The following is a 22,613-nucleotide window of genomic DNA, read 5'->3' as shown; positions in this document are numbered from 1 at the left end:
TCAGGAAACCTTCTGCTTTGCGTCGAGCACCTCTGCCAACGGGGCGATGGTGACGCCCGCGGCAATGAGTTCGCGGTGGATCAGGCGGGCCAGGTCGACGGCGCCAGGGTTGTCACCATGCAGCAGCACCGTGTCTGCCTGGATGGCGATGTCCCTGCCGGAGGCAGTCTCGATCAGTCCTTCACAGACCATCCGGACGGTGCGCTCGACGACGACGGAGGGGTCGTGGATCACGGCGCCGGGCTGGCTGCGCGGCACCAGTGTGCCGTCATCCTGGTAGGCGCGGTCCGCGATGCCGACGATGGCCACCCGCAGGCCGCGATGCGCCGCAGCGGTGGCGAGTTCACCGTCCTGCGCCAAGATGATCAGGGCGGGATCCACGCGCACGGCGGCATCCGCTACGGCTCCCGCATAATCGGCGCGTGTTGCCACCAGGTTGCCCAGGCGGCCATGCGGGGCGAGGTGGGAGACGGAACCGCCATGGTAGGCGGCAAACGCTGACAGGGCTCCCAGCTGGTAGATGACGTCGGTGCGGACTTCGTCAGCTGTCAGGTCCATGGCCCGGCGGCCGAAGCCGCGGAGGTCCGGGAAGCTGGGATGCGCACCGATGCTGACTCCTCTTCGGATACATTCGGCCACAGTGGCATCCATGATGTCCGGATCCCCTGCGTGGAAGCCGCAGGCGATGTTGGCGCTGGACACGATCTCCAGCAGGGCTTTGTCATCGCCAATCGAGTAGGCGCCAAAACCTTCACCAAGATCCGCTACGAGATCGACTGTGGGCATTACGGGCCTTCCTCTGCTGGTGCTGGGTAACGCGTGGTGTAAATGAGTGTGGCACTGGGATTTGCCTCACACAAAGACGAATCCGATGTCATGGGATAGGGAACAGTTATGACCTTCGTCGGCGCTATTGGCGCTTGCCCAAAGAATCTACGCCCTTGTTTCGTAGCTGTAAAAATCGTGCGGCCAATAAGCTCTTTCCCTACTTATGCAGAAAGCATATGCCGTCATCAAAAAGGGCGATGGCTTGGCGGGATAGAATGTTCTGGTCATTGGAAAGTCATCTGCAATTAACCTATGCCCGAGACTCGGATCACACAAAGACGTAATGCCTGTCCCGCCATAGCGCCAACGTATGACCCCGCATGTTGTGCCGTCCCCGCTGAAAGAGGAGCGCTATGGACACCCGGAAGCTGGCGTACTTCGTCAAGATTGTCGACTCAGGAAGCATCACCAAGGCGGCCGCCGCCCTCCACGTGGCCCAGCCGGCGCTGAGCCAGCAGGTGTCGGCCCTGGAAACGGAACTGAAGCAGCGGCTCCTGATCCGGAGCAAGCAGGGCGTGGAGCCCACGGCGGCCGGCCATACCCTGTACCGGCACGCGCAGACTATCTTGCGGCTGGTAGAGCAGGCCAGAATCGACGTTGCAGCCTCCGGTGCTGCCCCCTCGGGCCGCGTCTCCATTGCCATTGCGCCATATAGCATGGCGTCCAGCCTTACCCCGCGGATCATCAGCGAGGTGGGCCGGCGCTACCCGGACATCGTCCTCCACGTCACCGAAATCTATGGCGGCGTGCTCAGCGAGGCCATCAAGAACGGGCGCCTGGACATGGCGCTCATCTACGAGCCCGGACCCATCCGTGGGGTGCAGTTCACCACTTTGATCGTGGAGGACCTGTACCTGATCGTGAATGCCCGCCGGGAACTTCCGGTAGCGGCGGACGCTGAATCCATCACCCTTGGGGAGGTGGCAACTCTGGGCCTGTTTCTGCCGGAACAGAACCACACGCTGCGGCAGGTGGTGCAGGCAGGCATCGAAAACAAGGGCATGAAACTGAAGCTGGTAGGCGAAGTGGAATCGGTCCCCTCCCTCACCCGGCTGCTGCGCACGGACCTTGGGGCAACCATCCTGCCGAAGTCGGCCGCGGATGCCCTGTTCCACGAGGAGGACTTCCGGGTCCTGCGGATCGTCGAACCCGCCCTGCAGTGCAAAATCGCACTGTGCACCCCCGACCATGAACCCCTGTCCGAAGCCGGTTCAGCGGTCCTGCTGGTACTGAAGGAAATGCTCCAGGAAATGCTCCGCAGCAAATACCCGCCCATTCCCGGTCAGTGACCGGACGGCATCATAAGGGAGGCTTATCAGGGCACTTTTGTTTTGTCTTATTCAGGGCACAACCGAAGTCCTAGGATAAAAGCCATAAAGGTCCGCTCAAACAGCGTTCACCTCGGCAATAAATTTCCCGGAGCCCACCATGAAAAAGATCACCAGCCTGCAATACCGGAAAACTGCGGAAAGAAGAATCCAGCTCAAAGCAAGCACCGGTTCGCACTGCCCCACCAACGGCTTCTGGCGGCCGGAGGACGGCCCCTCCGCGGAGCCGGTGTTCGTGTTCGAGGGAAGCATGATGCCGCCGGGCAAGAGCGGCTCCACCATGTGGTACCTGGACGACTCCCAGGTGGGTCCGCCGGCCTACCTCCTGCCCGGCATGAACTAAGCCGCACGAGGGCAGCAAGAGGCAAAGCCCGGAGTTCCGAAAGGAACCCGGGCCTCTTGGTTTTAACAGAGAGTTGCTGCGTAGCTGCCGTCACAACGAAGGAGTCATGACGGCAGTTAGGCAGCAACGAAGGAGCTACATCGCAGGCTGCAGTTCAGCATCCTCGACCAGCAGGCCCTTGGCCTTCAGCACATCGGTGAGCTTGCACAGCTCGATGGTAGTGCCGCCGTCCTTGTAACGGCGGATGAGGTCGTCCTCCGCGTCGACGCGTGCTTGGGACAGCTTGATGACTTCCTCAATCTCGTCCTTGCGGACAACCACGACGCCGTCGGCGTCGCCCAGCAGGACATCGCCCGGGTAGACAATCTCGTCACCGAACACCAGGGGATGGTTGATGGGGCCAATGGTTTCCTTGACGGTCCCCTTGATGCAGACGTTGCCGGAGAACACGGGCAGGCCGAGTTCGATCAGGTCCTTGGTGTCGCGGACACCTGAATCCGTGACCATACCCGCCAGGCCTTTCGCCTTCATGGCGTTGCCCAGCACGTCGCCGAACGTCCCGGCTTCCTCGTACTCACCGGCGGAGACCAGGACAACGTCGCCCTTCTGGGCGTAGTGGATGGCCACTTGGAGCATCAGGTTGTCCCGTGGTGCACAAACCACGGTGACGGCGGGTCCGCAGAAGGACATGCTGCGGTCGATGGGCTTAATCCTGGAGCTCAAGGCGCCCTTGCGGCCCTGTGCTTCATGCACTGTGGCGGAGGAGAACTTGGAAAGGCGCTGAATGGCGTCCTCCGAGGGCCGGTCGAATTTCGTTTTGACGTGGATCATGGGGTGCTCCTGTTGTTGGAAGGGATGGTTGGGTCAGGCCAGCGCCGTGACGGCCTTTTCGATGGCGGCAATGGATTCCTCGATCACCGGCAGCCCGGTGGCGTAGGAGATCCGGAAGTAAGGGCTCAGTCCATAGGCCGAACCCTGGATGACGGCAACAGACGCTGCTTCAAGCAGGTACAGCGTGAAGTCCTCGTCGTTGGTGATCTGCCTACCGTCGGGCGTCGTCTTGCCGATGACCCCGGCGCAGTTGACGTAGGCGTAAAAGGCGCCATCCGGCGTCGCGCATTGCAGGCCCTTGACGGCGTTCAGCCCGGTGATTGCCGCATCGCGCCGTTCGCGGTACACGTCCACGCTTTCGTGGACGAATGCCTGGTCTCCGATAAGTGCCGCGGCAGCAGCTGCCTGGCTGATGGAAGACGGGCAGGAGGACATCTGGGACTGCAGCTTGTTGATGGCAGCCACCAGGGGCCCCGGCCCACCGGCATAGCCCAAGCGCCAGCCCGTCATGGCATAGGCCTTGGAGACGCCATTCGTAACCAGCACACGGTCCTTGAGCTCAGGGGCAACGGCCACCAGGCTGGTGATGGGCTCTTCGCCGAAGTGGATCTCGTCGTAGATTTCATCCGTGAGGACGTAGACGGCCGGATGGTCCTTGAGGACGGCGGCCAGTCCGGCCAGTTCCTCACGGGAGTACACCGCTCCTGTGGGGTTGGAGGGGGTGTTGAGGATGACCCACTTGGTGCGCTCCGTCAGTGCCCCAGCCAGGGCGCCAGGGGTGAGTTTGAAGCCAGTATCCTCGCCGCAGGAGACAACGACGGGGGTTCCTTCGTTGGCGAGCACCATGTCCGGGTAGGAGACCCAGTACGGTGCGGGGATGACAACCTCGTCGCCCTGGTTCAGTGTTGCCATGAATGCGGTGAAGATGACCTGCTTGCCGCCTCCGCCGATGGTGATCTCACCCGGCGTGTACTGCAGGCCGGTTTTACGCTGCAGCGTCTGCAGGATGGCCTTTTGCAATTCGGGCGTCCCGGTCACCGACGTGTATTTGGTTTCACCCCGGCCTATGGCTGCGATGGCAGCGTCCTTGATGTGCTGTAGTGTATCAAAATCCGGCTCGCCGACCGTCAGGTCCAGGATCCGGCGCCCCTCGGCCTTGAGCTCCCGCACGCGGGCTGCCGCGGCGACGCTGGGTGAGGATTTGATACGGGTAACGCGTGATGCGGGCACGAACTCAGGCATGTTCTCTTCCAGGCTTCCGGTACGGATGAGGGTGGTTCATTCGAGCCTAGGGAAGGAGCCGTGCTCTTGGATAAGACCTAAAGTGCGTGGACAGATAAGCAGCACTTATGACGGAGCAGGCCAGAACTTTCGCGTATTGCTCCACGCACTTTCGGTATTGCCCCCCGGGCTTGCCCGCGGCGTAACCTGCAGGATGGACAGACCTGAGGAAGGCACAGCGCCGGCCCCCGGCACGTTCCTTCCAGGCCGCCGGGACGAACCGCGGGAAAGGTGCCCCTGCCGCTGGGAAGCCGCGTTGACATGGAAACACCAACGAAAGACAGGGAGCAAAGGTGCCCGGTAGAGAGATTCAGGAACGGATACTTGCGCGTACGGCCGGCACCGGGACGGGCGGGGCCGGCGTGGCCGCTTACCGGTACCGGGGCGTGCCGAAGCCGGACCCCGCCACTGCCCGCGCCCAACAAGCCCTGGCCATGCTGGCCCAGCTGCGGACGACTATCGCGCTCCGGTCCAGCCGGGTGCGTGCCCTGACCGCCGAGCTGGGTGACTGCGTTGCCCAGGCCGTGTGCGACGGCGTGCAGGTTGCCGCCGTCGCAAAGGCCGCGGGCCTGCCTGCCGCCAGTATCAGGTCTGCCGCGCTGGCACGCGGCGAGCTGTACCCGTCGGGCCAAACCCGAAACCGCCATCTGGACCTCATTGCAGGATTGGCCGCGGAGTTGGCGGCAGCCGAGGGCACCCGGAGTGCCGCAGAAGAAGAACGCACGCAGGTACTGGCCCTGGCCAGGAAATCCCGACTGCTTGACGACTACCAACTTGCCGGGGCAAGCGGGCTGAAGTCCGACGAGATCCGCAAAGTGACCAGGGGCGTGGGCTTGCGCGTGGCCTAGCCACAATGATCATCCCGGCTGATCCGCTGCCCGCCGTCTTTCGCCCCGTTGTCCCTTGCGGACGCCGGCGTAGACGAGTTCCGCCTTAGCTCACGCCTCCGCTCTGGCGGCGACTGGCAACCAAGCGTAGCGTCTTTTCGAAGAGGCCGCGGCAAGCACGGTGTCTGCTTGTACGGCGCTCCAATAAGTCGTCGAGGAGGCCAGAATGGCGGGGTGGAATGCGGATACGGCGGCCGGTCCACTAGGGGCTGGCTCTGTGACGTTGGTCGAGGGCTCATCCTTCTGTATTTCGTCGTCCAACGGGGATATTCAGGCCGACCGTCCGCACGGCCTCTTCGTGGCCGACGTCAGGATCCTTTCAACCTGGCGGCTCACAGTGGATGGACAGGGGCTTGAACCACTCACAGCGGAGACAAAGGAGCCGTTCCGTGCCGCATTTGTTGCAAGGATCCCCCGGTCCGATGGCTACGCGGACAGCCCACTTATCGTGGAACGGCTGCGGGAAGTCGGGGCCGGCCTCCAGGAGCAGCTCACCGTCCACAACTACTCCCAGGAGCCGGCTGAGTGCCTCATCGTTCTGGAAACGGGGGCCGACTACGCGGACCTCTTCGAGGTGAAGGAGGCACGTGTCCGGCGACGGTGGGAGGAAACACGAGAAGCCGACGACGGGATGCTCACCATTCGAGGCAGTTGGCAGGACGTCCGCAAAGGCACTTCTATCCATGTACCTGGTGCCGACATTTCCGGTAACACCGTCCAATATCGGGTGTCCGTCCCCGCTCATGGGCAATGGAGCACAGTCCTGACCGTTCTGCCCACCAACGATGGAGCCCACGCACCGGCTTTCGCCCATTCCGAGGGGGATAGCCTGTCCCCCCGAGACCGTCGCCGCCGGGAGTGGGTTGCGAAGATTCCCGAACTGCAGGTAGCCAACCGCTCCGTGGAACGGACCCTGCGCCGCAGTTACGACGACCTGGGCGCTCTTCGGATCGAGGACCCCGACCATCCGGAGCGCGTCGTCGTCGCCGCCGGTGCGCCCTGGTTCATGACCCTGTTCGGAAGGGACTCCTTGTGGGCTTCGGTGATGGCGATGCCGGTGGACCCCTCGCTCGCCTTGGGCACACTCCAGACCCTCGCCGACCGCCAGGGCACCGTGGTGGACCCCATGACGGAAGAGGAACCGGGCAAGATCCTCCACGAGGTCCGGCTTGACGTCTCCAGCGGCCTGTCCCTGGGCGGCAAGTCGAACTACTACGGCAGCGTGGATGCCACTCCCCTGTTCCTGATGGTGCTTGGGGCGGTGAGCCGTTGGGGATTCGCCGCGGACACCATCAAGGCCCTGCTGCCCCACGCCGACCGCGCACTGGACTGGATTGTGAACTACGGCGACAAGGACGGCGACGGCTTCGTCGAGTACCAACGGCTCAACGACCAGGGGCTGATCAATCAAGGCTGGAAAGACTCCTGGGACGGCATCAACTTTGCCGACGGCACCCTGGCCGAGCCACCAATCGCGCTCTGCGAGGTACAGGCCTACGTCTACGTCGCCTACCTGTCACGGGCATGGCTGGCCTACGAGGCCGGTGACAGGGCATTGGGCAACGACCTCACCGATCGCGCTGCCCGGCTGAAGAAGCAGTTCAACGAACAATTCTGGATCCCGGAGCGCGGGTACTACGCCATCGCGCTCGACGGCAGGAAACGGCAGGTTGATGCCTGTGCCTCGAACATGGGGCACTGCCTGCTTCAAGGTCTGATCGACGAAGACAAAGCCCCGCAAGTCGCCGCGCACCTGATGTCACCGGAAATGTTCAGCGGCTGGGGCGTACGCACCCTGGCCAGCAACATGGGCGCCTACAACCCGGCCAGCTACCACAACGGGTCCGTCTGGCCCCACGACAACGCCATCATCACGGCCGGGCTCCTCCGGTACGGCTTCGTCGCCGAAGCGCAGAAAATCGCCACCGGGATGATGGACGCGGCAGAGTTCTCCGACGGCCGCCTCCCGGAACTGTTCTGCGGCTTCAGCCGGGACCACCTCGCCACTCCCGTTCCGTACCCCACCGCCTGCTCGCCTCAGGCGTGGGCAGCCACCGCACCCATCCAGATCGTGTCCAGCCTGATGCGCTACGACCCGGTCGTGTCTGCCGGCGGCGTGTGGCTCGATCCCGTCCTCCCCCAGTCCTTCGGGGACCTGCACATCTCCAACGCCCCGCTTGGCAATGGCCGCATCACCATCGACATCGCCGGCTCCGTCCCGTCCATCCAAGGACTACCCCCGGAGATGGCCCTTCACCGGGGACACCGACCGTGGATGTCCGAACTGGTTGAGGAAGCGGTCCGGCGTCGTGGAAATAGTCGCCCCACGTAAAACCTTCTTGGTTAGGGAACTACGTCGAGCTTCCTGTTGTCCAAGGCCCCCGTTCTTCGCCTCTATGCCATAACGAATCGTTATGTAGGTACATAAAAGCGGACTTTGTGTGACCCACACCGCAAACGTTAACTTGATGTCTGGGGCCGGTCCGCAAAGTCGTAAACACGACTTGCGAGAGAGCTCACAGCAGGACCAACCGGATATTCCACTCGAAATCTCTTTCCCAGAGCCCAGGTGTAGCGGCAGCCGGTGTTCACCCAATCACCAACGGAGACGAAATGACTGAAACCTTACTTCCGAAGAAGACCCCGGTCAGGGCCGCAGTCGCGGCCTGGATCGGCACGACGCTGGAGTACTACGACTTCGCCGTGTACGGCACCTCGTCCGCGTTGATTCTGAACGTCCTCTTCTTCTCGCCCGAGCTGCCCCAGGGCATCAGCGTACTGCTCGCCATGATCACCTTCGCGGTCGGCTACGCGGTACGCCCGCTCGGCTCCCTCATCCTGGGGCCGCTGGGTGACCGCCGCGGCCGCAAGTTCGTCATGATGATCACACTGTTCGGCATCGGCGGCTGTACCTTCCTGATCGGGTGCCTGCCCACGTACGCCCAAATCGGCCCTCTTGCTCCGATCCTGCTCGTGCTGATCCGCGTCATCCAAGGACTGTGCCTTTCCGGCGAGCAGCCCAGTGCCATCACCATGAGCCTGGAGCATGCTTCCGAGGGTCGACGCGGGTTCCTTGCGAGCTTCACCACGTTGGGATCCTCCTCCGGCACGCTGCTCACACTGCTGGTCTTCATCCCGATCGCCGCTATGCCCTCGGAGCAGTTGCTGACATGGGGTTGGCGGCTTCCGTTCTGGGCCTCCGCCGTCGTGGTCGTCGCTGCATACCTGATCCGCCGTCACATCCAGGAGCCACCCGAGTTCGTAAAGGTCCAGGCCGCCAAGGTGAACGTCGCCCCCCTCAGGCACCTTCTGCGCTTCCACTGGCGCGCGGTGCTGCGGATCGTATTCTGTGCGCTCATCGCGGGCACAAGCTACATGATGCAAACCTTCTCCGTGGCATTCGGGACCGCCGGATACAAGCTGGATAAGCCGACCATGCTCCTGACGACCACAGTCTCGGCAGTGATCGCCCTCGGAATCACGCCCCTGGCAGGATTCCTTGTGGACAAGATCGGCCGCAAAACGATGTTCCTCATCGCAACGGGCGGCGCAGGAATCACAATGGTGCCATACCTGTGGTCAATCACGACCGGCAACTGGTCGCTGATCTTCCTGTTTGGCATCATCAACTACTCCCTCTTCTACTCAATGGTGAACGCGTCCTGGCCCTCGTTCTTCGCAGAGATGTTCCCCGGCCGACTGCGCGTCTCCGGACTCGCCCTGGGCACCCAGATCGGCTTCGCCATCTCGGGCGTCATCGGCCCCGTTCTCTCAACAGCACTCGCTGGCCCCGATCTGAAAGATTGGGTCGGCCCGTCCATGGTCGCGCTCGGGTTCATGGTCCTGGCAGGAATCTCAGCCCTCACCGCCAAGGAAACCAAAAAGTACACCCTCAAGGAACTCGACGAGGTGCAGCAGAGCGAGCGGGAGACGGCCGTCCTCACGGCCGCGACCGTGTCCCCGGGCACGGCTGTGCGCGGTCTCGCTGGTTAGCCTGGGATGCAGAAGTGACGGGTAATCGCCCCCGAGCTGATCGCGAACTAGCTGTACGGGTCAGGACGTTCGTTACATCGTGAATACGTGAAGACCTCTTAGTTTGGTGGCTACTACACACAGCCAGCGACTAAGAGGTCTTCGCGTTCCGCCCATAACGCCCGCCTGGCATAGGGCACCCCGCGTCCGGGGGTGGAGGTGCGCGGGCCAGAGGTACACCTGTCGGTGACGGACCTAACGACAGACAGTGGTGTGAGGGGTGCGGACTGGGCACGGTTTCTTTCTTTTCTGACAAGGGTGGCAGAAGGTCGTATGCCCCAACCTGACAATTCACCGGGGCCTACAGCCGCTCCAATAAGGAAGACATAAGTGTGGTCACTTTTCACACCTCATTTGGCAGGACAAACTCCTCACCGCAACTCCCCCGGGCAACAATAGCGGCCTCCCAAGAGCGTTCCGAGTCACAGAGGTTTCTTCATGTCGTCCCCCGCCCCCGGCTCATGAATATGTGTAGGCCACACCCGGTCCTATCGCGAAAACCGGAACGAGGAACCGTAAGAAGCCAGTCACAGCAGGCGGAGGACCCACCAGCCGAGGTCCTGAACCCGTCACCCCACATCTGAATAGGCCACCGCGGCGGCCAGGCCACAGCCCGCGAACCAACCCGTCAGAGCGACGCGAGCACAAGCTTTGTCAACACGTCAAAGCAAAATCGCTCCTGACGAGGGAATACGTCGTGCCCGAGGTGGGACTCGAACTGCATTCCAGGCCTTGCAAAGACTGGGAACCCGCGGGAACATAAGGAATCCGAAGCAGTTCGAGGGCTGTAAAGCCCGATCCGACGCCAAGGGTGTGGACAACGTCCACACCCCTTCTTTCGCCTATTGCATGAATCTCTGCCCGACACCCGTACCCGGATTTACCGAGTACCGCTGGCCCAGAGGCGATCTGATCCCTTCCTACCCATTCCGGGGCTGCAAGTTACACACCAGCGCCGAAGGCTTCTCTCTATGAAGCCTTCTCTCGCGCCCAGATGCGCCCCGCCGGGGGGCGACGGCACTGCTTGAATCTATTTGAAACTACTGGGCCGGCCAGCAGTGTCAGTGGCTCAATCTTGTCGCATCGGCAGTGGAGGCCGGAATAGTGAGTTCGTGCGTTAGGTGATCTCCGCGCGTGCTGGCGCCGGCTGAGTGGTTACTACCTGCGTATTCGGATCGTGCTCCAGGGCGGGCCTTCCGGCCAGGATCACTGTGGCCCGCTCCCATGGCCGGTCTTCAAGTAGGAAGGGAATTTCTTGTTCTTCCCATTCCCTGTGCAAGTCTTCTTCTTCCTGGCCATCCCGTGCCCGGAGGCGACGTCGGGCTTCAGTGTTGTCGCACTGCACCCAGATCGAAGCATCGATTGGATTCGAGAGCGCTTGGCGTGATGATCCGCTCCCTTCTACCCACACCACGGAACGCCCCGCGGGTAGAGCTATGGCACCTGGACGTTCTCGGGTCACCCAGCCCGGCGGACGATAATGGACTTCCTCGCCCTTAAGCAAGGGTTCGAGGACACCGTCACGGAGTTCATCCGCCCAGTCAAAGAACGAGAGATGCCACGCTACATCGTCCGTGTGAACGACACCTGAGTCCGGCACTTGGGCCAGTAGACGATCGACCAAGCTGGTTTTGCCTGCCCCGCTCCTTCCATCTACCGCTACAATCCAGGGACGGTTCGGACGTTGACCTGCTGCCGGCAGCAGCCGCCCCACCAACCCTTCCAACGACTCCGCTTGCCACGGTCCCGCATCAAGTTTGCCGACTTCCGGTTTCATGTTCATTGATGACCTCGACTTCGAATATCGGTTCCAAAGCTGCCTAGTCTCGAGTTTCGAGAGTCGCCCTGTTTAGCGCAAGCTCACTTCTGGGAGAGCTATGGACAGCTGGTGTACCTCGATCCATGGCGCCTGCCGTATTGCGTGTGTGTCTCCCTGGTGCTGGCTATAAAGATCCAGGACTATTTCCCCGTTGCGGGCAGGCGCAGCGCCATAGCTCAGCAAGCTGCGCTGGTCGCGGACCCGCGGTCCGATGGCCCATGCTGCCAGGTGCCGCCGCTCTTAAACAGCACTTTCACTCGACAGGGCGTAATGATTCTGCGCGCATTGAGCGTCTTACTTCGCATACCAAGAGCGTGGGAATGGCAGCTGCGGCAACTTGGAAGAATGCGAGAGGAACTGAGGTCATTCGGTAATCCTCGCAGACAGCTCATCCTTACAGCGGTACAACACCCGCGACGATAAGCAGAACGTAGACGGCACAAGTGCCATTCCTCCATATGAAACCCCTTTGAACAACTGGTTAAAGCCTCTGAAGCTCAACTTGTAGGCGATGGGAAGTATGAACTCTACGAATATGAGCAGCAGGTAATTCATCAAAGCTCTCTCCATGTCATGAATGCCTCAAGTATGTTGCCGGAGCCGCGCGGCACAGCGGGAGGGGGCCATCTGGCCGAGGACGGTCACAACTGGCAAGCCAACGGTCATCAACACTAGATGCCGCTTATGCCCACCGGTCTTAGCGCGCTCGTAAAAGCCCGCGAACGTTGCTCCCTGTTTGATGCCCACTGCCACTGCAATCAGGAGGGTCGGTATAGCGGTGGAAGCTGCCTGGAAGAACATGATGGGGATCGAGATTTCGGCCATAAAGTAATCGCGCCAGAGCTTCCACCCAATTTCTGCCCAAAACCCACTAGAACGCACTGCCGAGCTTTCCGTAACGTTGAAAGACACCGCGGAACGGCTGGGGAGTCGCCTTAGCGGAGGGCAAGTGATGAAGTCAGCAATCCCCCTGCCAGTCCCGACAGATCTCGATCCCGGCGCCACCAGCATGACAGTGCGACTAATGGTCGTCGACCTTCTGCTGTTTGGAGCGTCCTTGATAGCAGTGCTTGTTGCGCCCGTAAGTTTCCTGGGCAAGCTGGTGTTTGGTTTGCTGCATTGTCTCTCTTGGCCTAACTTCATGGCTCAGTTCTATCGAGGTACAACGCTTCCTGGCCGGCGAAGCTCCCTAATCCGGGAGTAACTTGCTAAGACTACTTAGCTGCTAACCTTTTTGCATGGCCCAGAAAACAATAGTAATTCTTTCCGACGACCTCGACGGCTCGGAAGCTAATGAAACCATCAAGTTTGGCCTCGATGGAACTGAGTACGAAATCGATTTGAATAACGACCACGCCAATGAACTTCGTGGCGCTCTAGAGCGTTTTACCAATGCTGCTCGTAAGACCTCCGGCGGCCGCGGTCATCCGTCGGGTCGGAAATCCGGCGGTTCCGGTATTGATACCAGGGCCGTCCGGATGTGGGCCTTGGATAACGGGTTCAAGGTGAACACCCGCGGTCGAATCCAGCAGGACATCCTGGAGAAGTACCAAGCGGCACACTAAGACCGGTACCAGCCAGACATGGGGGGACATCGACTGGTACCGGCTCTCTTGATGATAGGTGACTCTCATCTCACCCAACAAATGGACAAATCAGGGCCAGAATCGTTTTAGGTTCTGCCCCTCATGCATTTATTTGCCCCCGCATCCCCCGGTGCCAACCTCGGAATATGAGAAACCTCTATTAGCCATAATGGTTGCCCTAGGCCTTGTCCTAGGACGGGCGTGGCGGCCAACGCGACGCCGGAGCTCGGCAACTGCTACTCCAACTTCTACTGGCCTTATGTTGACTAGATTCGTACGGACCAAGGCACGGTGACCTCTGGGGCGGCCGCCGGCTTCGCCGCGGTGGTCTGTATTCAGACGGACGGGTGGATGTGCCCCACGGCTGCGGTCATCCTGGCTGCGGCGGTGTTCTACTATCTCCCAGCCGCTGAGCTCATACAGCTGGGGTTAACCTCTGTTGGTGGACACCTGAAGTAGCGGGATCCTTGGATTCTGCGGGAAGTTGTTCTTGTGAGCACGACACGACGTAAATTCACTCCCGAGTATCGGCGGAAGGCCGCGCGTCTTGTCATCGATACGGGCAGGCCAGTACTGCGGGTGGCCTGGGAGTTGGGGCTGGGTGAGCAGTTGCTGGGCCGGTGTGTTGCTCAGGAACGGGCCCGTTTGGCGGCTCCCGAGGAGTTCGCGGCGGTGGAGATGGAAACGTCTGAGCTGGAGCGGTTGTCTTCGATGTGCCGGCAGGGCCTGTAGGTGATCCCGCCGCGGCGTTTCCGGCCCCTAGCGCCGATCGGTGAGGTGCGGGTGCTTTCCACCCCGGATCTGGTGGCCAGGAAGTGGGACACCGCGGCGCTGGACGCGGTCTGGATCTCGGACATCACATACCTGCGCGCACCGGCGAGGGCTGGGTGTATCTGTGTGCTGTCAGGGATGTCTGCTCGTGCCGCGTGATCGGGTGGGCAATGGACTCGGTCCAGACCAGCAGCCTGGTCGAGCGGGCGCTGCGCATGGCCTACGTCCTGCGCGGCGGCGGACCGGCGGGTGTCGTGTTCCATGCAGACCGCGGCACCCAGTACACCTCCGCTCAGCTCAACGATGTCTGCGTCGGGCTGGGCATCATGCAGTCGGTCGCGCGGACCGGCGTGTGCTGGAACAACGCGATACAGGAGTCCCTCTGGTCGACGCTGAAGACCGAGTTCTACGACCGCCGCCGGTGGGTCACCAGGCAGGACGCGATCCGGGAAACCGGACGCTGGATCGAGGAGTTCGACAGCCACTCCCGGCTCCACTCCGCAATGGGCTACATCACCCCTGTGGAACACGAACAGTTCCTCGCCAGCAGTAAACGTCACTCGGCACAAGCCGCCTGATCAACTGCCCACGATTTGTAGAATGCGGCAGGGCGGCCGTGACCCATTTGAGCCAGCCAAGGCCATACGTCCTGGATACGAGCGAGGTGGTGATTGTCTGGGTGGACATGGACTGAGCTGCCGGAAGGAGGCCGTCTCTAAGCAGCGGCTGCACCCTTTCCCGCAGCCTGGCGCCGCCCCAATACACCCGCGCACCGGCTCGCAGCTACCCCGAAGGCGGCGGCCGCACGGCCAACTGCCGACGCGCTCAAGACCCATCGATACTGGAGCACACTCCACCCCCCTAGGAAGTTCGCGCTGACCCGGTAGTCCTTCCTTGTCCCTGTTTCCATTGCCAGGCCGGCGAAAGAATCGATGGGGAACCACTGCGGACCATCCACTCAGTGCAGGGGAACCTGTCTGTGGATGACCGCCCCTGACCCCGTACCCGCTGGTTCAAGCGAAGGGACCTTTGCCTCTGACAGCGACCTGCCCTGCCGCCGGATGCTGGTAAGCAGTTTTTAACAGAAGGGCAGGTGTTCCATGACGGCCACCCATGGTGCGGTCCATGGGGCCCGCTGGCCTCGGGGCATCCTCCGGGCTGCCGCAGGTGTCCTCGCTGCGGTGGCTGCCTACCACCGCTTCTTGCGACCGCTCCATCTCCATTGGGGAGCCAGCAGGGAGGAGGCGAACCGTACAATGCCGGGTGACGGGATCGTGGACGCTCCCTATCTGACAACGACGCGTGCCGTGTCCATCACGGCGGGCCCGGGCAGCATCTGGCCATGGCTTGTGCAAATGGGTGACGGTCGCGGGGGCCTCTACAGCTACGACTTCCTGGATCAGGCTTTCGGGATCCTCAGCGGCCCAAGCAGCGATATGGTGCTTCCCGAGTTCCAGGGGCTGGCCTTGGGGGACGTAATACCGCTGGGCAAAGGCCCGGACTGGCCAGTTGCGGTCCTCCAACCCGAACAAGCCATGGTACTGGAGCCCGTGTCCGGCCGCGTCAGTTGGTGCTTCGGCCTATACCCGGACGGGAACACCACGCGGCTCGTGAGCCGGGTGCGCATCCGGAATTACTCACGGGCTGCCCTCTGGATTCTGGCGCCGCTGATCGACGTGTGCTGGTTCATGATGGAGCGCAAGATGCTCCAGGGAATCCGGCAACGGGCCGAGAATCTGACTTCTGTTACTCCTCCTCCAGCGTATTGAACCTGACCTGTCGTTTCTGGGTGACCCGGAGGAGCGCCTCGAGGTCTCGGCGTGCACTGTCGGTAAAGACATCGAGGTCGGGATAAGCGTCTGCGTCGGAGACCACCAACATGCCAAGACTTCCTGCGTAGGACATTGCTCCTACCCCGAGAGAGACGTTACCGATGAGGTTCAACAGCGGGAACACCTCCAGGATCCGCGCGCCGCAAAAGTACAAGGGTTGCCTTGACCCTGGCAGGTCGGCGCTGAGAACGTTGACGCGTCGTCCCGCAACGAACTTGATCATGATGCTGCTGATGAACCTGTTACCGAACATGGCGCCCAGAGGGGTGTGGGGCATTGCTTTGCGCTTTGTGGTCTCCCCGACTATTCGCCTGAGCCTGGAGGCAGGGTCCATGTCCCCCAAAGGAACTGGCACGGCGATCTGGCTGATGAAGTTCCCTCCCTGGTGATCGCCCGCGGTGGGGTTTGTTGCCCGGAGCGACATCGGAACGTAGACCGGCACGGACACGCCGTCGACCGGCTCTCCTCGACCCATCAACAGCCCACGCAGCCCGCCGGCGATCACCGCCAGCAGAACGTCGTTCACGGTGGCACCGTGCTCCTGGGCGGCCTGATGCACTGGATCGAGCCGGGCGCGGATCAGGTCCAGTTTCCGGTCCGGTCCCAGCAGCCGGTTCAGGCTGGTGCTCGGTCCGGGCTCGGCCGCGAGTAAGCCTTGAAGAGTGGGCCAGGCGTTGACAGCGCCACGGACCGTCCGCACGGGATGTGTGAGCGCCACCAGCATCTGGGCGAGCTCGTGGCCAATGTGCTGCAGGTTGTCCACCAGCAGGGCAGCGCTGGATGGCCATGGGGATGGAACCCACTCAGGCGCCGGCATTCCCTCATCAGCCTCGGGAGTGGTGTCCAATAACGCCCCCAGACTGGTCACGCTGGCCATGCCATCTCCCATGACGTGATGCAGGCGGATGAACAGGCCGACCCGCCCGCCGGTAATCCCGGTGAGGAACCACATCTCCCACAACGGCCGGGACAATTGCAGACGGCGGCGGCGCATCCTCGCAACCGTGTCCAGGACCTGCCGGTCATCACCAGGAGCAGGCACCGCCATAACGTGGACATGCTCGTCAAGGTTGAACGCGGGCGCGTCGAGCCACAGTGGCCGACCCCGACCGCGGCCGGGGAAGTAGAGCACTTGGCGAAGCCGGGGCAGAAGGTGCAGGCGGCCCTCGATTCCTTCCCGCATCGCCTGCATCCTCAGCTGCCCGTCGGCGTCGAGCAGCTTGCTGCCGTCCAGGAACATGAGTGCACCAATGTCCTGCGGCCATGTGTCGTCTGACCACAGGACCAGCTGGTCATCCGCCGTCAGTCTGTCCGGCATCTTCGCCCCTTTCGGGCGCGGCGTGGCCGCGCAGTCACGGAGAGGTGGACTTGAGCCTGTCCGCGAAGTGCTCTGCGAACCGTTTGACCGCGTCCCACTCGGTGTAGACGTAGTCCCGTGACAGGTCGAGTCCAAGGTTGCCTGGTTTGTCCTGCGCGATCTTCTTCATCATGTGCCGCTTGATGAAGCCGTAGTCGGTGTACAGGAGCGCACCGCCGAACGAGGCGACCTGGTCGGGCCGCCACCCGGTCTCTTCTTCGAACTCGTCCACATATGTCTCGGCCTGCCCGGTGTCGCCGTGGGCGGCGAGGCTGACGGAGAAGAAGGCCGAAGGGAGGCGTTCCAAAGTGTCGTGGTTCTTCTGTACGAACTCGACCACGTGCTTGTCATGCTTGCCCATGTGAATGGATGCACCCACGATCACAGCGTCATATCCGGCGGGCACGGTGTGGGATGCTCCGTTGATGTCAACGGCGTCGGCCGTATGGCCTCTGTCCCGGATAACGTCCGCGATGACATCGGCGATCTTTGCCGTTTGTCCTTCGGTTGTCCCGTACGGAATCAGAACTCTAGCCATTTTGCGGATCTCCTTGAGTTTGCAGGTGACATCAGTTGTAGGGGTACTCAGTGCGAGCTGGGGTCCGGCTGCAGGAGTGTGCACGGCGCAAGCCGCGGCGGACCGCGAGCGTGGCCGCACCTGCGGCGAGGCCCCCGGCGGCCAGCCGCCTGGGATTTCGTACGTCAGGGCGCTTCTCGAATGCCATCACGTCCATCAGGAGCTGCCTCCTGCCAGTGTCCGGCGTGCCGGTGAACACGACTGGCAGGGTGCCCAAGCCGACGTCGGACATGTCGACGCGGAAAACGTACGGGTCGTCCGGGTCGTCCGGGTGCAGGCGCATGCCTTTGCGCATGGCGGGGAGCGGCGTGAGGGGCTTCATGAACAGCTGGTTGCGGTGGACGACGATTTCAGCGCCGGCGCCCAGGAGCAGTCGAGTGAACAGGTTTGTGACGGGGCCCGGGGCAGGGGCGTACCAACCGCAAAGATCAGCCCACACCTCTGCATGCGGTGCGAGGTCGGTCCGCACCGCTTCATCGGGAAGGCGGAGCAGCTGGCGGAGCACCGCCCTGCCAAGCGGGACGGCTGCTCCCTGGCCGCTCAAGGCGCCGGTGTTGGTCAGGACCACGACGCCGATGCCTTCGTCGGGTGCGATGGCCAGGTCTGACAGGAACCCGCTCACAATGCCGTCTTTGTCGACCGTGCGGTGTCCCCCTTCGGAACCGAGGCTGAATCCCAGCCCAGCTCCAGGCACCCGCGGGTCGGGTTGGAAGTGTGGCTGGAACATCATCGCCACCGTCGTACGCTTCAACAGCGGACTCCGGTCCGCTGCTCCTTCCCGGAGCAGCGAGGCGGCAAAGCGGCCCATGTCGGCCGCCGTGGAGTACAAGCCGCCACCGCCAGGCGTCGGCACCTCATAGTCGCCGACAGGAATGAGCCCGCGGGCACGCACGACGTAGCCGGTGGCCAGGCCGGAACGCACGCGGTCGGAGCGGACCAGGTCCGTGCGGTCCATTCCCAGCGGGTCAAACACGTGCCCGCGCATGTAATCCGCCAGCATCTGGCCGGTGACATCCTCGACAATCTGGCCCAGCGCAGCGAAGCCGTGGTTGCTGTAAGCCCACTTGGTGCCGGGCTGGATCTCCTGCGGCAACCCCCGGCGGTAATACTCGCCCAGAGGCAACACATGGGTTCCGCGAACACCCGATCCGACTGCCGGACGGAGCAGATCCGAGAGCCGGCGCCAGTAGCCCACTCCGGCCGTGTGCGTGAGCAGGTGCCGGATTGTCGCGGGTTGGAGGCCCTGTCGAACCGGCGCGAGCCGGAAGGTGGTGAGGTAATCGTTCACCGGCGCGTCCAGATCAACCAGCCCCCGCTCCCACAGCTGCATGACCGCGACCGCCGTGACTGTCTTCGTGAGCGAGCCGACCCGGAACACAGTGTCTTCGGTGACCGGTTCCCCGGTGGCCACGTCTGCAACACCATGCGCGTGGAACGACGCCAACCTCCCCTCACGCACAACGGCGACCGCCAGACCAGCGGAGGGCCAGGTGTCCAGCACCGCGGCGACCTTCGCATGCAAGGCATCCTCGTCGATGGGCCCGAGTTCCCCGGGGGTGCGCGTCACCATCTCGGCGAGCACGATGAGCTACGGAAAGCAGGCACAAGCGTTGATCCGCTCAACCCACCTGATTCAACAATTCCAAGGGTACGCATGGCCGTCGCCTCCTGGGCTCGGCTCCATAATCTGTCCCGGACCGGACACCCCTCCAGTGCCGAAAGACCTGCGCCGGGAGACGTCCCTCCGGCGGGACTTATGGCTCTACCCGCCCAAGAAGTGGCGATGGAGCCTGAATGACGAGTGACTGACCGCAGCTTCAGGGAAGAGTCGTCATGAACACGCTTGTCCAAGTTTCGATGATTGTTTTCTTCGTCCTGGCTGTCCCGGCGTTCATTGGGGACGTGCTCGCGGGGCTGAGCAGGCGGGCCAGGTATATCGGGCGCATCGGAACAGGGTTGACGATGCTGCTTGGAGGGGCAGGAGTGAACGCATCGTTCCTTGCCTCAGGCTACGACTACGGTGATTTCGCCAACGATGCGAAGTTCGGGTGGGTGACCCAGACTTGGCAAGCGGTCATGCCCGCCAGCTACATGCTGCTCATCGGTCTTCTGATCACCTTCGAGGCGGTCGTCGGTTTGCTGATCCTCTGGGGTGGAAGGCTGGCCCAGGTCGGGCTTGCCTGCGCCATCGTGTTCCATGTTGCCCTCGCGCTGTTCTTCTCGTGGTTCCTCACCGGCTATGCGGCCGTCATGCTCGCGGCTCTTGCGCTGCTGCTGCGCGCGGAACGCCGCCCGCCCTCCCAGCCCGCCGCCCGTCGTCGTCTGCGTCATGGTCTGGCATAAACCGGCGGACGTGCCACCAGTAATCGCCGGGGCGGGCATGGAGACTGCAACGGGTCTCTGGCGCATGGGGGCTACACAGTTGGCTCAGGCCATTCGCTCGCGAAGGACGTCCAGCCGGGAGGTCATCGAGGTCCATCTTCGCCGTATCGAGGCGGTCAACCCCGTAATCAACGCCGTCACGATCCTTCTGGCTGAGGAGGCACTTGATGCAGCGGACGCTGCGGACCGGCTGCTGGCCGCCGGCGGAGAACTCCCGCCGCTCCTCGGTGTGCCCTTCACAGTCAAGGGAAACATCGACCTCCTGCATGCTCCGACCACCCAGGGGCTCAAGGTATCCACCGACGCTTATCCCACCCGGGACGCCCCCACTGTTGAGCGGCTCCGGGCCGCGGGAGCGATCCCCCTCGGCCATACAAACCTGGCCAACCTGGCCGTGCGTTGGCACTGCGTCAGCGAAGTGTGGGGTGCGACGATCAACCCCTGGGACCGTAACCTGACCCCCGGCGCCTCCACCGGTGGCGAGGCGGCGGCACTGGCCAGCGGGATGACCCCGCTGGGCATCGGGGCGGACGGGCTCGGCTCGCTCCGGTGGCCGGCCCAGTGCTGCGGCGTCAGTGCGCTCAAACCCACCTTGGGCCGCATTCCCAACGCCAGCACAGTCGAGCCGGCGGGTGAGCCGATTGGTGCGCAACTGCTGGTCGCCGTCGGCCCGATGGCCCGCCGGGTGGCCGACCTCCGCGCCGCGTTCGAAGTGACGGCCGGACCCACTTGGCGGGACCCGTGGTGCGTGCCTGCGCCCCTTCAAGGGCCAGAGCCGGACAAGCCGGTCCGCGTCGCGCTCGTCGTCGACCCCGCCGCCAGGGGTGTCGCCCCTCAGGTAGCCGACGGCCTACGGAAGGCGGCGGCGGCCCTGGACGACGCCGGGTACAGCGTCCAGGAAGCGGAGCCGCCCTCGATCGAGGAGGCGGCCCGTGCCGCCCTGGCCATGCTCAACACTCCGGAGTGCCGGGCCGTCATCCTGCCAATGCTTAACATGCTGCCCGCAGACACCCGCCAGTTTCTTTCCGCCTTTTACGGCCTGGCAGGCGGACCGGACCCCGTGGCCGCACTTTCGGCATTCGTAACCCGGCAGACAGTCCTCCGGGCATGGGGCGAGTTCCAGGAGACGCACAGCCTCATCCTCGCCCCAATCTCAACAGACATCCCGTTCAAAGCCGACGACTCCGATCTGGATCACGATCAGGTGGCCAGGACGATCCGCAACCTGCGCATGACCCTAGCCGTCAATGCCCTTGGCCTGCCCGCGGTGGCGGTTCCCGTCGGTGTTGCCGGCGGTCTCCCCCAGGTGATCCAGCTCATCGGGCCCCGCTACCGGGAGGACCTCTGCCTCGATGCAGCAGCGGCGCTTGAAGAACGCCTGGGCATCTTCACCCCGATTGATCCCCGTAAGGATCGAATCCAGCAGTGACGCACGAGCGATCAACGTGGTCAAAGACGGAAATCACGTGGTCCAGCCCAAGGCAGGAGTGGATGGGCTCAGCGGTCTGCCGTCGCCCATGGGGACCTTTGGCTCTGGGAGTACCCTTCCTCCCGCAAACATCATTGAAGTCATGACAACCTTGACCACCCGGATACTCGTCTCAGCGATGACCTCTACAGTAGCGGGGCTCGCCACATGGGTTATCCGAGCCTACCGGCGGGACTTCATGAACGCCCAGATCCGGTTGTCGGCCGTCCCGCGCCACTACGACAGCACGGACTTCGGGACTGTGGAGTACGCCGAGTCCGGTGCCGGTGAGCCCGTCCTCGTCAGCCACGGCATCTTCCACGGCTGCGACGGAGGCCTGCTCTCCGTCCGTTCGATCCTGCACGGACACCGGATCATCGCCCCATCGCGCTTCGGCTATCTCGGCTCCGCGCTTCCGGCCGGGGCAACTCCGCGGGACCAGGCCGACGCCTTCGCCGCACTGCTCGACCACCTCGATGTCCCCCAAGTGGACATCATCGGAATCTCCGCCGGTACCACCGCCGCGCTCGAATTCGCCTTGCGCCATCCGGACCGAACGAAACACCTCATTGTCCTCTCCGGCAGCTTCCCCGGCGATCCGACAGCAGTCGCCCCACCGGCCTGGGCCAGGCTGCTCTACGCCGACCTGCCGCTATGGGTCATGAAGAAGGCCGCACCAGCACAATTCACGCGCTTAATGGGGGTCCCGCCGGGATTCCCGAAGACGCCCGAGCAAGCGCAAGAGATGGACGAGATGATGGAGAGCATCTTCCCAATTGGCCCGCGGGCAGCGGGTGCCGTGTATGACGCCTACATCTCAAACCCGGCGGTGAACGACCTTCCCATCGAAAAGATCGCCGTCCCGACAATCATCGTTCAAGCCAAAGACGACCCAATGTGCGCGTTCGCCCCCGCCGAGCAGGCGGCCCATCGCATCCCCGGATGCGTCCTGGCCGCACAGGAGTCCGGCGGCCACCTCGGCCTCGGACAAAGCGCATTTACTCGTGCCGCACTCGATGACTTCCTCAAAGTGCCCCTTGCGGCCTGAGCAGACCGTCGCCCCGAGCCCGCCCGTCGTCTCAGCGGCAAGCAAGGCCAATCGACGAAGCGTGCGAGGGCCTTGCCAAAGATCTGCGTGACGTTCATCGACGCAGACGGGACGTCGGCGACCGGCTGGTCCTGGCCCCTGCCGGGTCTACAGGCCCGACGCGAGGGTCAGGGCCATCACCCACACGAAGAGGACACGAGGAGCAGCCCCGGCACCCGCGGCGAGGAATCGTCAGACATGCCT

Annotated in this window: 17 protein-coding genes and 1 pseudogene; 11 read left to right on the top strand and 7 right to left on the bottom strand. The window is 63.0% G+C overall.

The window, feature by feature from the left end; all coding sequences use genetic code 11:
* A complete protein-coding gene (locus tag FBY33_RS14125; protein ID WP_142031100.1) occupies positions 1 to 786 on the bottom strand; it encodes a LamB/YcsF family protein in 786 nt (261 codons plus the stop codon).
* A 395-nt stretch (positions 787 to 1,181) separates the two neighbouring features.
* Here FBY33_RS14125 and nac point away from each other — a divergent pair, with 395 nt between their 5' ends.
* Entirely contained in the window at positions 1,182 to 2,117 is a 936-nt protein-coding gene (gene nac, locus FBY33_RS14120; protein WP_142031099.1) for a nitrogen assimilation transcriptional regulator NAC, read from the top strand.
* A 139-nt stretch (positions 2,118 to 2,256) separates the two neighbouring features.
* Positions 2,257 to 2,499, top strand: a complete 243-nt coding sequence (locus tag FBY33_RS14115) for a hypothetical protein (protein WP_142031098.1) — start codon at positions 2,257 to 2,259, stop codon at positions 2,497 to 2,499.
* A gap of 135 nt (positions 2,500 to 2,634) precedes the next feature.
* On the opposite strand, the gene FBY33_RS14110 is transcribed toward FBY33_RS14115, so the two are convergent.
* A complete protein-coding gene (locus FBY33_RS14110; protein WP_142031097.1) occupies positions 2,635 to 3,330 on the bottom strand; it encodes a 4-carboxy-4-hydroxy-2-oxoadipate aldolase/oxaloacetate decarboxylase in 696 nt (231 codons plus the stop codon).
* 33 nt (positions 3,331 to 3,363) lie between these two features.
* On the bottom strand, positions 3,364 to 4,572 hold the full coding sequence (locus FBY33_RS14105; RefSeq protein ID WP_142031096.1) for an aspartate transaminase: 1,209 nt from the start codon (positions 4,570 to 4,572) through the stop codon (positions 3,364 to 3,366).
* 332 nt (positions 4,573 to 4,904) lie between these two features.
* Between FBY33_RS14105 and FBY33_RS14100 the strand changes: the two genes are divergently transcribed.
* The 3 genes from FBY33_RS14100 (at position 4,905) to FBY33_RS14090 (ending at position 9,491) form a co-directional block, all read left to right on the top strand.
* On the top strand, positions 4,905 to 5,459 hold the full coding sequence (locus FBY33_RS14100; protein WP_235010574.1) for a hypothetical protein: 555 nt from the start codon (positions 4,905 to 4,907) through the stop codon (positions 5,457 to 5,459).
* A 205-nt stretch (positions 5,460 to 5,664) separates the two neighbouring features.
* Entirely contained in the window at positions 5,665 to 7,830 is a 2,166-nt protein-coding gene (locus FBY33_RS14095; RefSeq protein ID WP_142031095.1) for an amylo-alpha-1,6-glucosidase, read from the top strand.
* A 281-nt stretch (positions 7,831 to 8,111) separates the two neighbouring features.
* Entirely contained in the window at positions 8,112 to 9,491 is a 1,380-nt protein-coding gene (locus FBY33_RS14090) for an MFS transporter (protein WP_142031094.1), read from the top strand.
* Positions 9,492 to 10,647: 1,156 nt separating this feature from the next.
* On the opposite strand, the gene FBY33_RS14085 is transcribed toward FBY33_RS14090, so the two are convergent.
* Complete coding sequence (locus FBY33_RS14085; protein ID WP_200831388.1) at positions 10,648 to 11,313, bottom strand: uridine kinase family protein; 666 nt, start codon at positions 11,311 to 11,313, stop codon at positions 10,648 to 10,650.
* A gap of 1,274 nt (positions 11,314 to 12,587) precedes the next feature.
* On the opposite strand from FBY33_RS14085, the gene FBY33_RS14080 reads away from it, so the two are divergent.
* From FBY33_RS14080 to FBY33_RS14070, 3 genes and pseudogenes are all read left to right on the top strand, one after another.
* The gene (locus FBY33_RS14080; protein ID WP_142031093.1) at positions 12,588 to 12,914 is read left to right on the top strand and encodes a histone-like nucleoid-structuring protein Lsr2; all 327 of its coding nucleotides are present in this window, start codon (positions 12,588 to 12,590) and stop codon (positions 12,912 to 12,914) included.
* Between the two features lie 513 nt (positions 12,915 to 13,427).
* Positions 13,428 to 14,284 (top strand): annotated as a pseudogene (locus FBY33_RS14075) (IS3 family transposase).
* 678 nt (positions 14,285 to 14,962) lie between these two features.
* Entirely contained in the window at positions 14,963 to 15,475 is a 513-nt protein-coding gene (locus FBY33_RS14070) for an SRPBCC family protein (protein WP_200831387.1), read from the top strand.
* Here the strand turns inward: FBY33_RS14070 and FBY33_RS14065 are convergent.
* Genes FBY33_RS14065 through FBY33_RS14055 form a run of 3 tightly spaced genes read right to left on the bottom strand, consistent with a single transcriptional unit; the run spans position 15,453 to position 19,054 of the window.
* On the bottom strand, positions 15,453 to 16,856 hold the full coding sequence (locus FBY33_RS14065; RefSeq protein ID WP_142031092.1) for a wax ester/triacylglycerol synthase domain-containing protein: 1,404 nt from the start codon (positions 16,854 to 16,856) through the stop codon (positions 15,453 to 15,455). The two genes, FBY33_RS14070 and FBY33_RS14065, sit on opposite strands and share 23 nt — an antisense overlap.
* A gap of 34 nt (positions 16,857 to 16,890) precedes the next feature.
* Positions 16,891 to 17,433: a flavodoxin domain-containing protein gene (locus tag FBY33_RS14060; RefSeq protein ID WP_142031091.1), complete on the bottom strand. Its 543-nt coding sequence runs from the start codon at positions 17,431 to 17,433 to the stop codon at positions 16,891 to 16,893.
* 31 nt (positions 17,434 to 17,464) lie between these two features.
* A complete protein-coding gene (locus FBY33_RS14055) occupies positions 17,465 to 19,054 on the bottom strand; it encodes a serine hydrolase domain-containing protein (protein WP_142031090.1) in 1,590 nt (529 codons plus the stop codon).
* Positions 19,055 to 19,305: 251 nt separating this feature from the next.
* On the opposite strand from FBY33_RS14055, the gene FBY33_RS20370 reads away from it, so the two are divergent.
* From FBY33_RS20370 to FBY33_RS14045, 3 genes are all read left to right on the top strand, one after another.
* Complete coding sequence (locus tag FBY33_RS20370; RefSeq protein WP_160141963.1) at positions 19,306 to 19,815, top strand: hypothetical protein; 510 nt, start codon at positions 19,306 to 19,308, stop codon at positions 19,813 to 19,815.
* A gap of 10 nt (positions 19,816 to 19,825) precedes the next feature.
* Entirely contained in the window at positions 19,826 to 21,283 is a 1,458-nt protein-coding gene (locus tag FBY33_RS14050) for an amidase (protein WP_160141962.1), read from the top strand.
* 238 nt (positions 21,284 to 21,521) lie between these two features.
* Positions 21,522 to 22,370 carry an alpha/beta fold hydrolase gene (locus tag FBY33_RS14045; protein ID WP_235010573.1) on the top strand — a complete coding sequence of 283 codons (849 nt, stop codon included), beginning with the start codon at positions 21,522 to 21,524 and terminating at the stop codon, positions 22,368 to 22,370.
* Positions 22,371 to 22,613: the final 243 nt, after the last annotated feature.

The sequence above is a fragment of the Arthrobacter sp. SLBN-112 genome (assembly GCF_006715225.1).
GTDB lineage: Bacteria > Actinomycetota > Actinomycetes > Actinomycetales > Micrococcaceae > Arthrobacter.
This window is presented reverse-complemented; position numbering and strand designations above follow the sequence as displayed.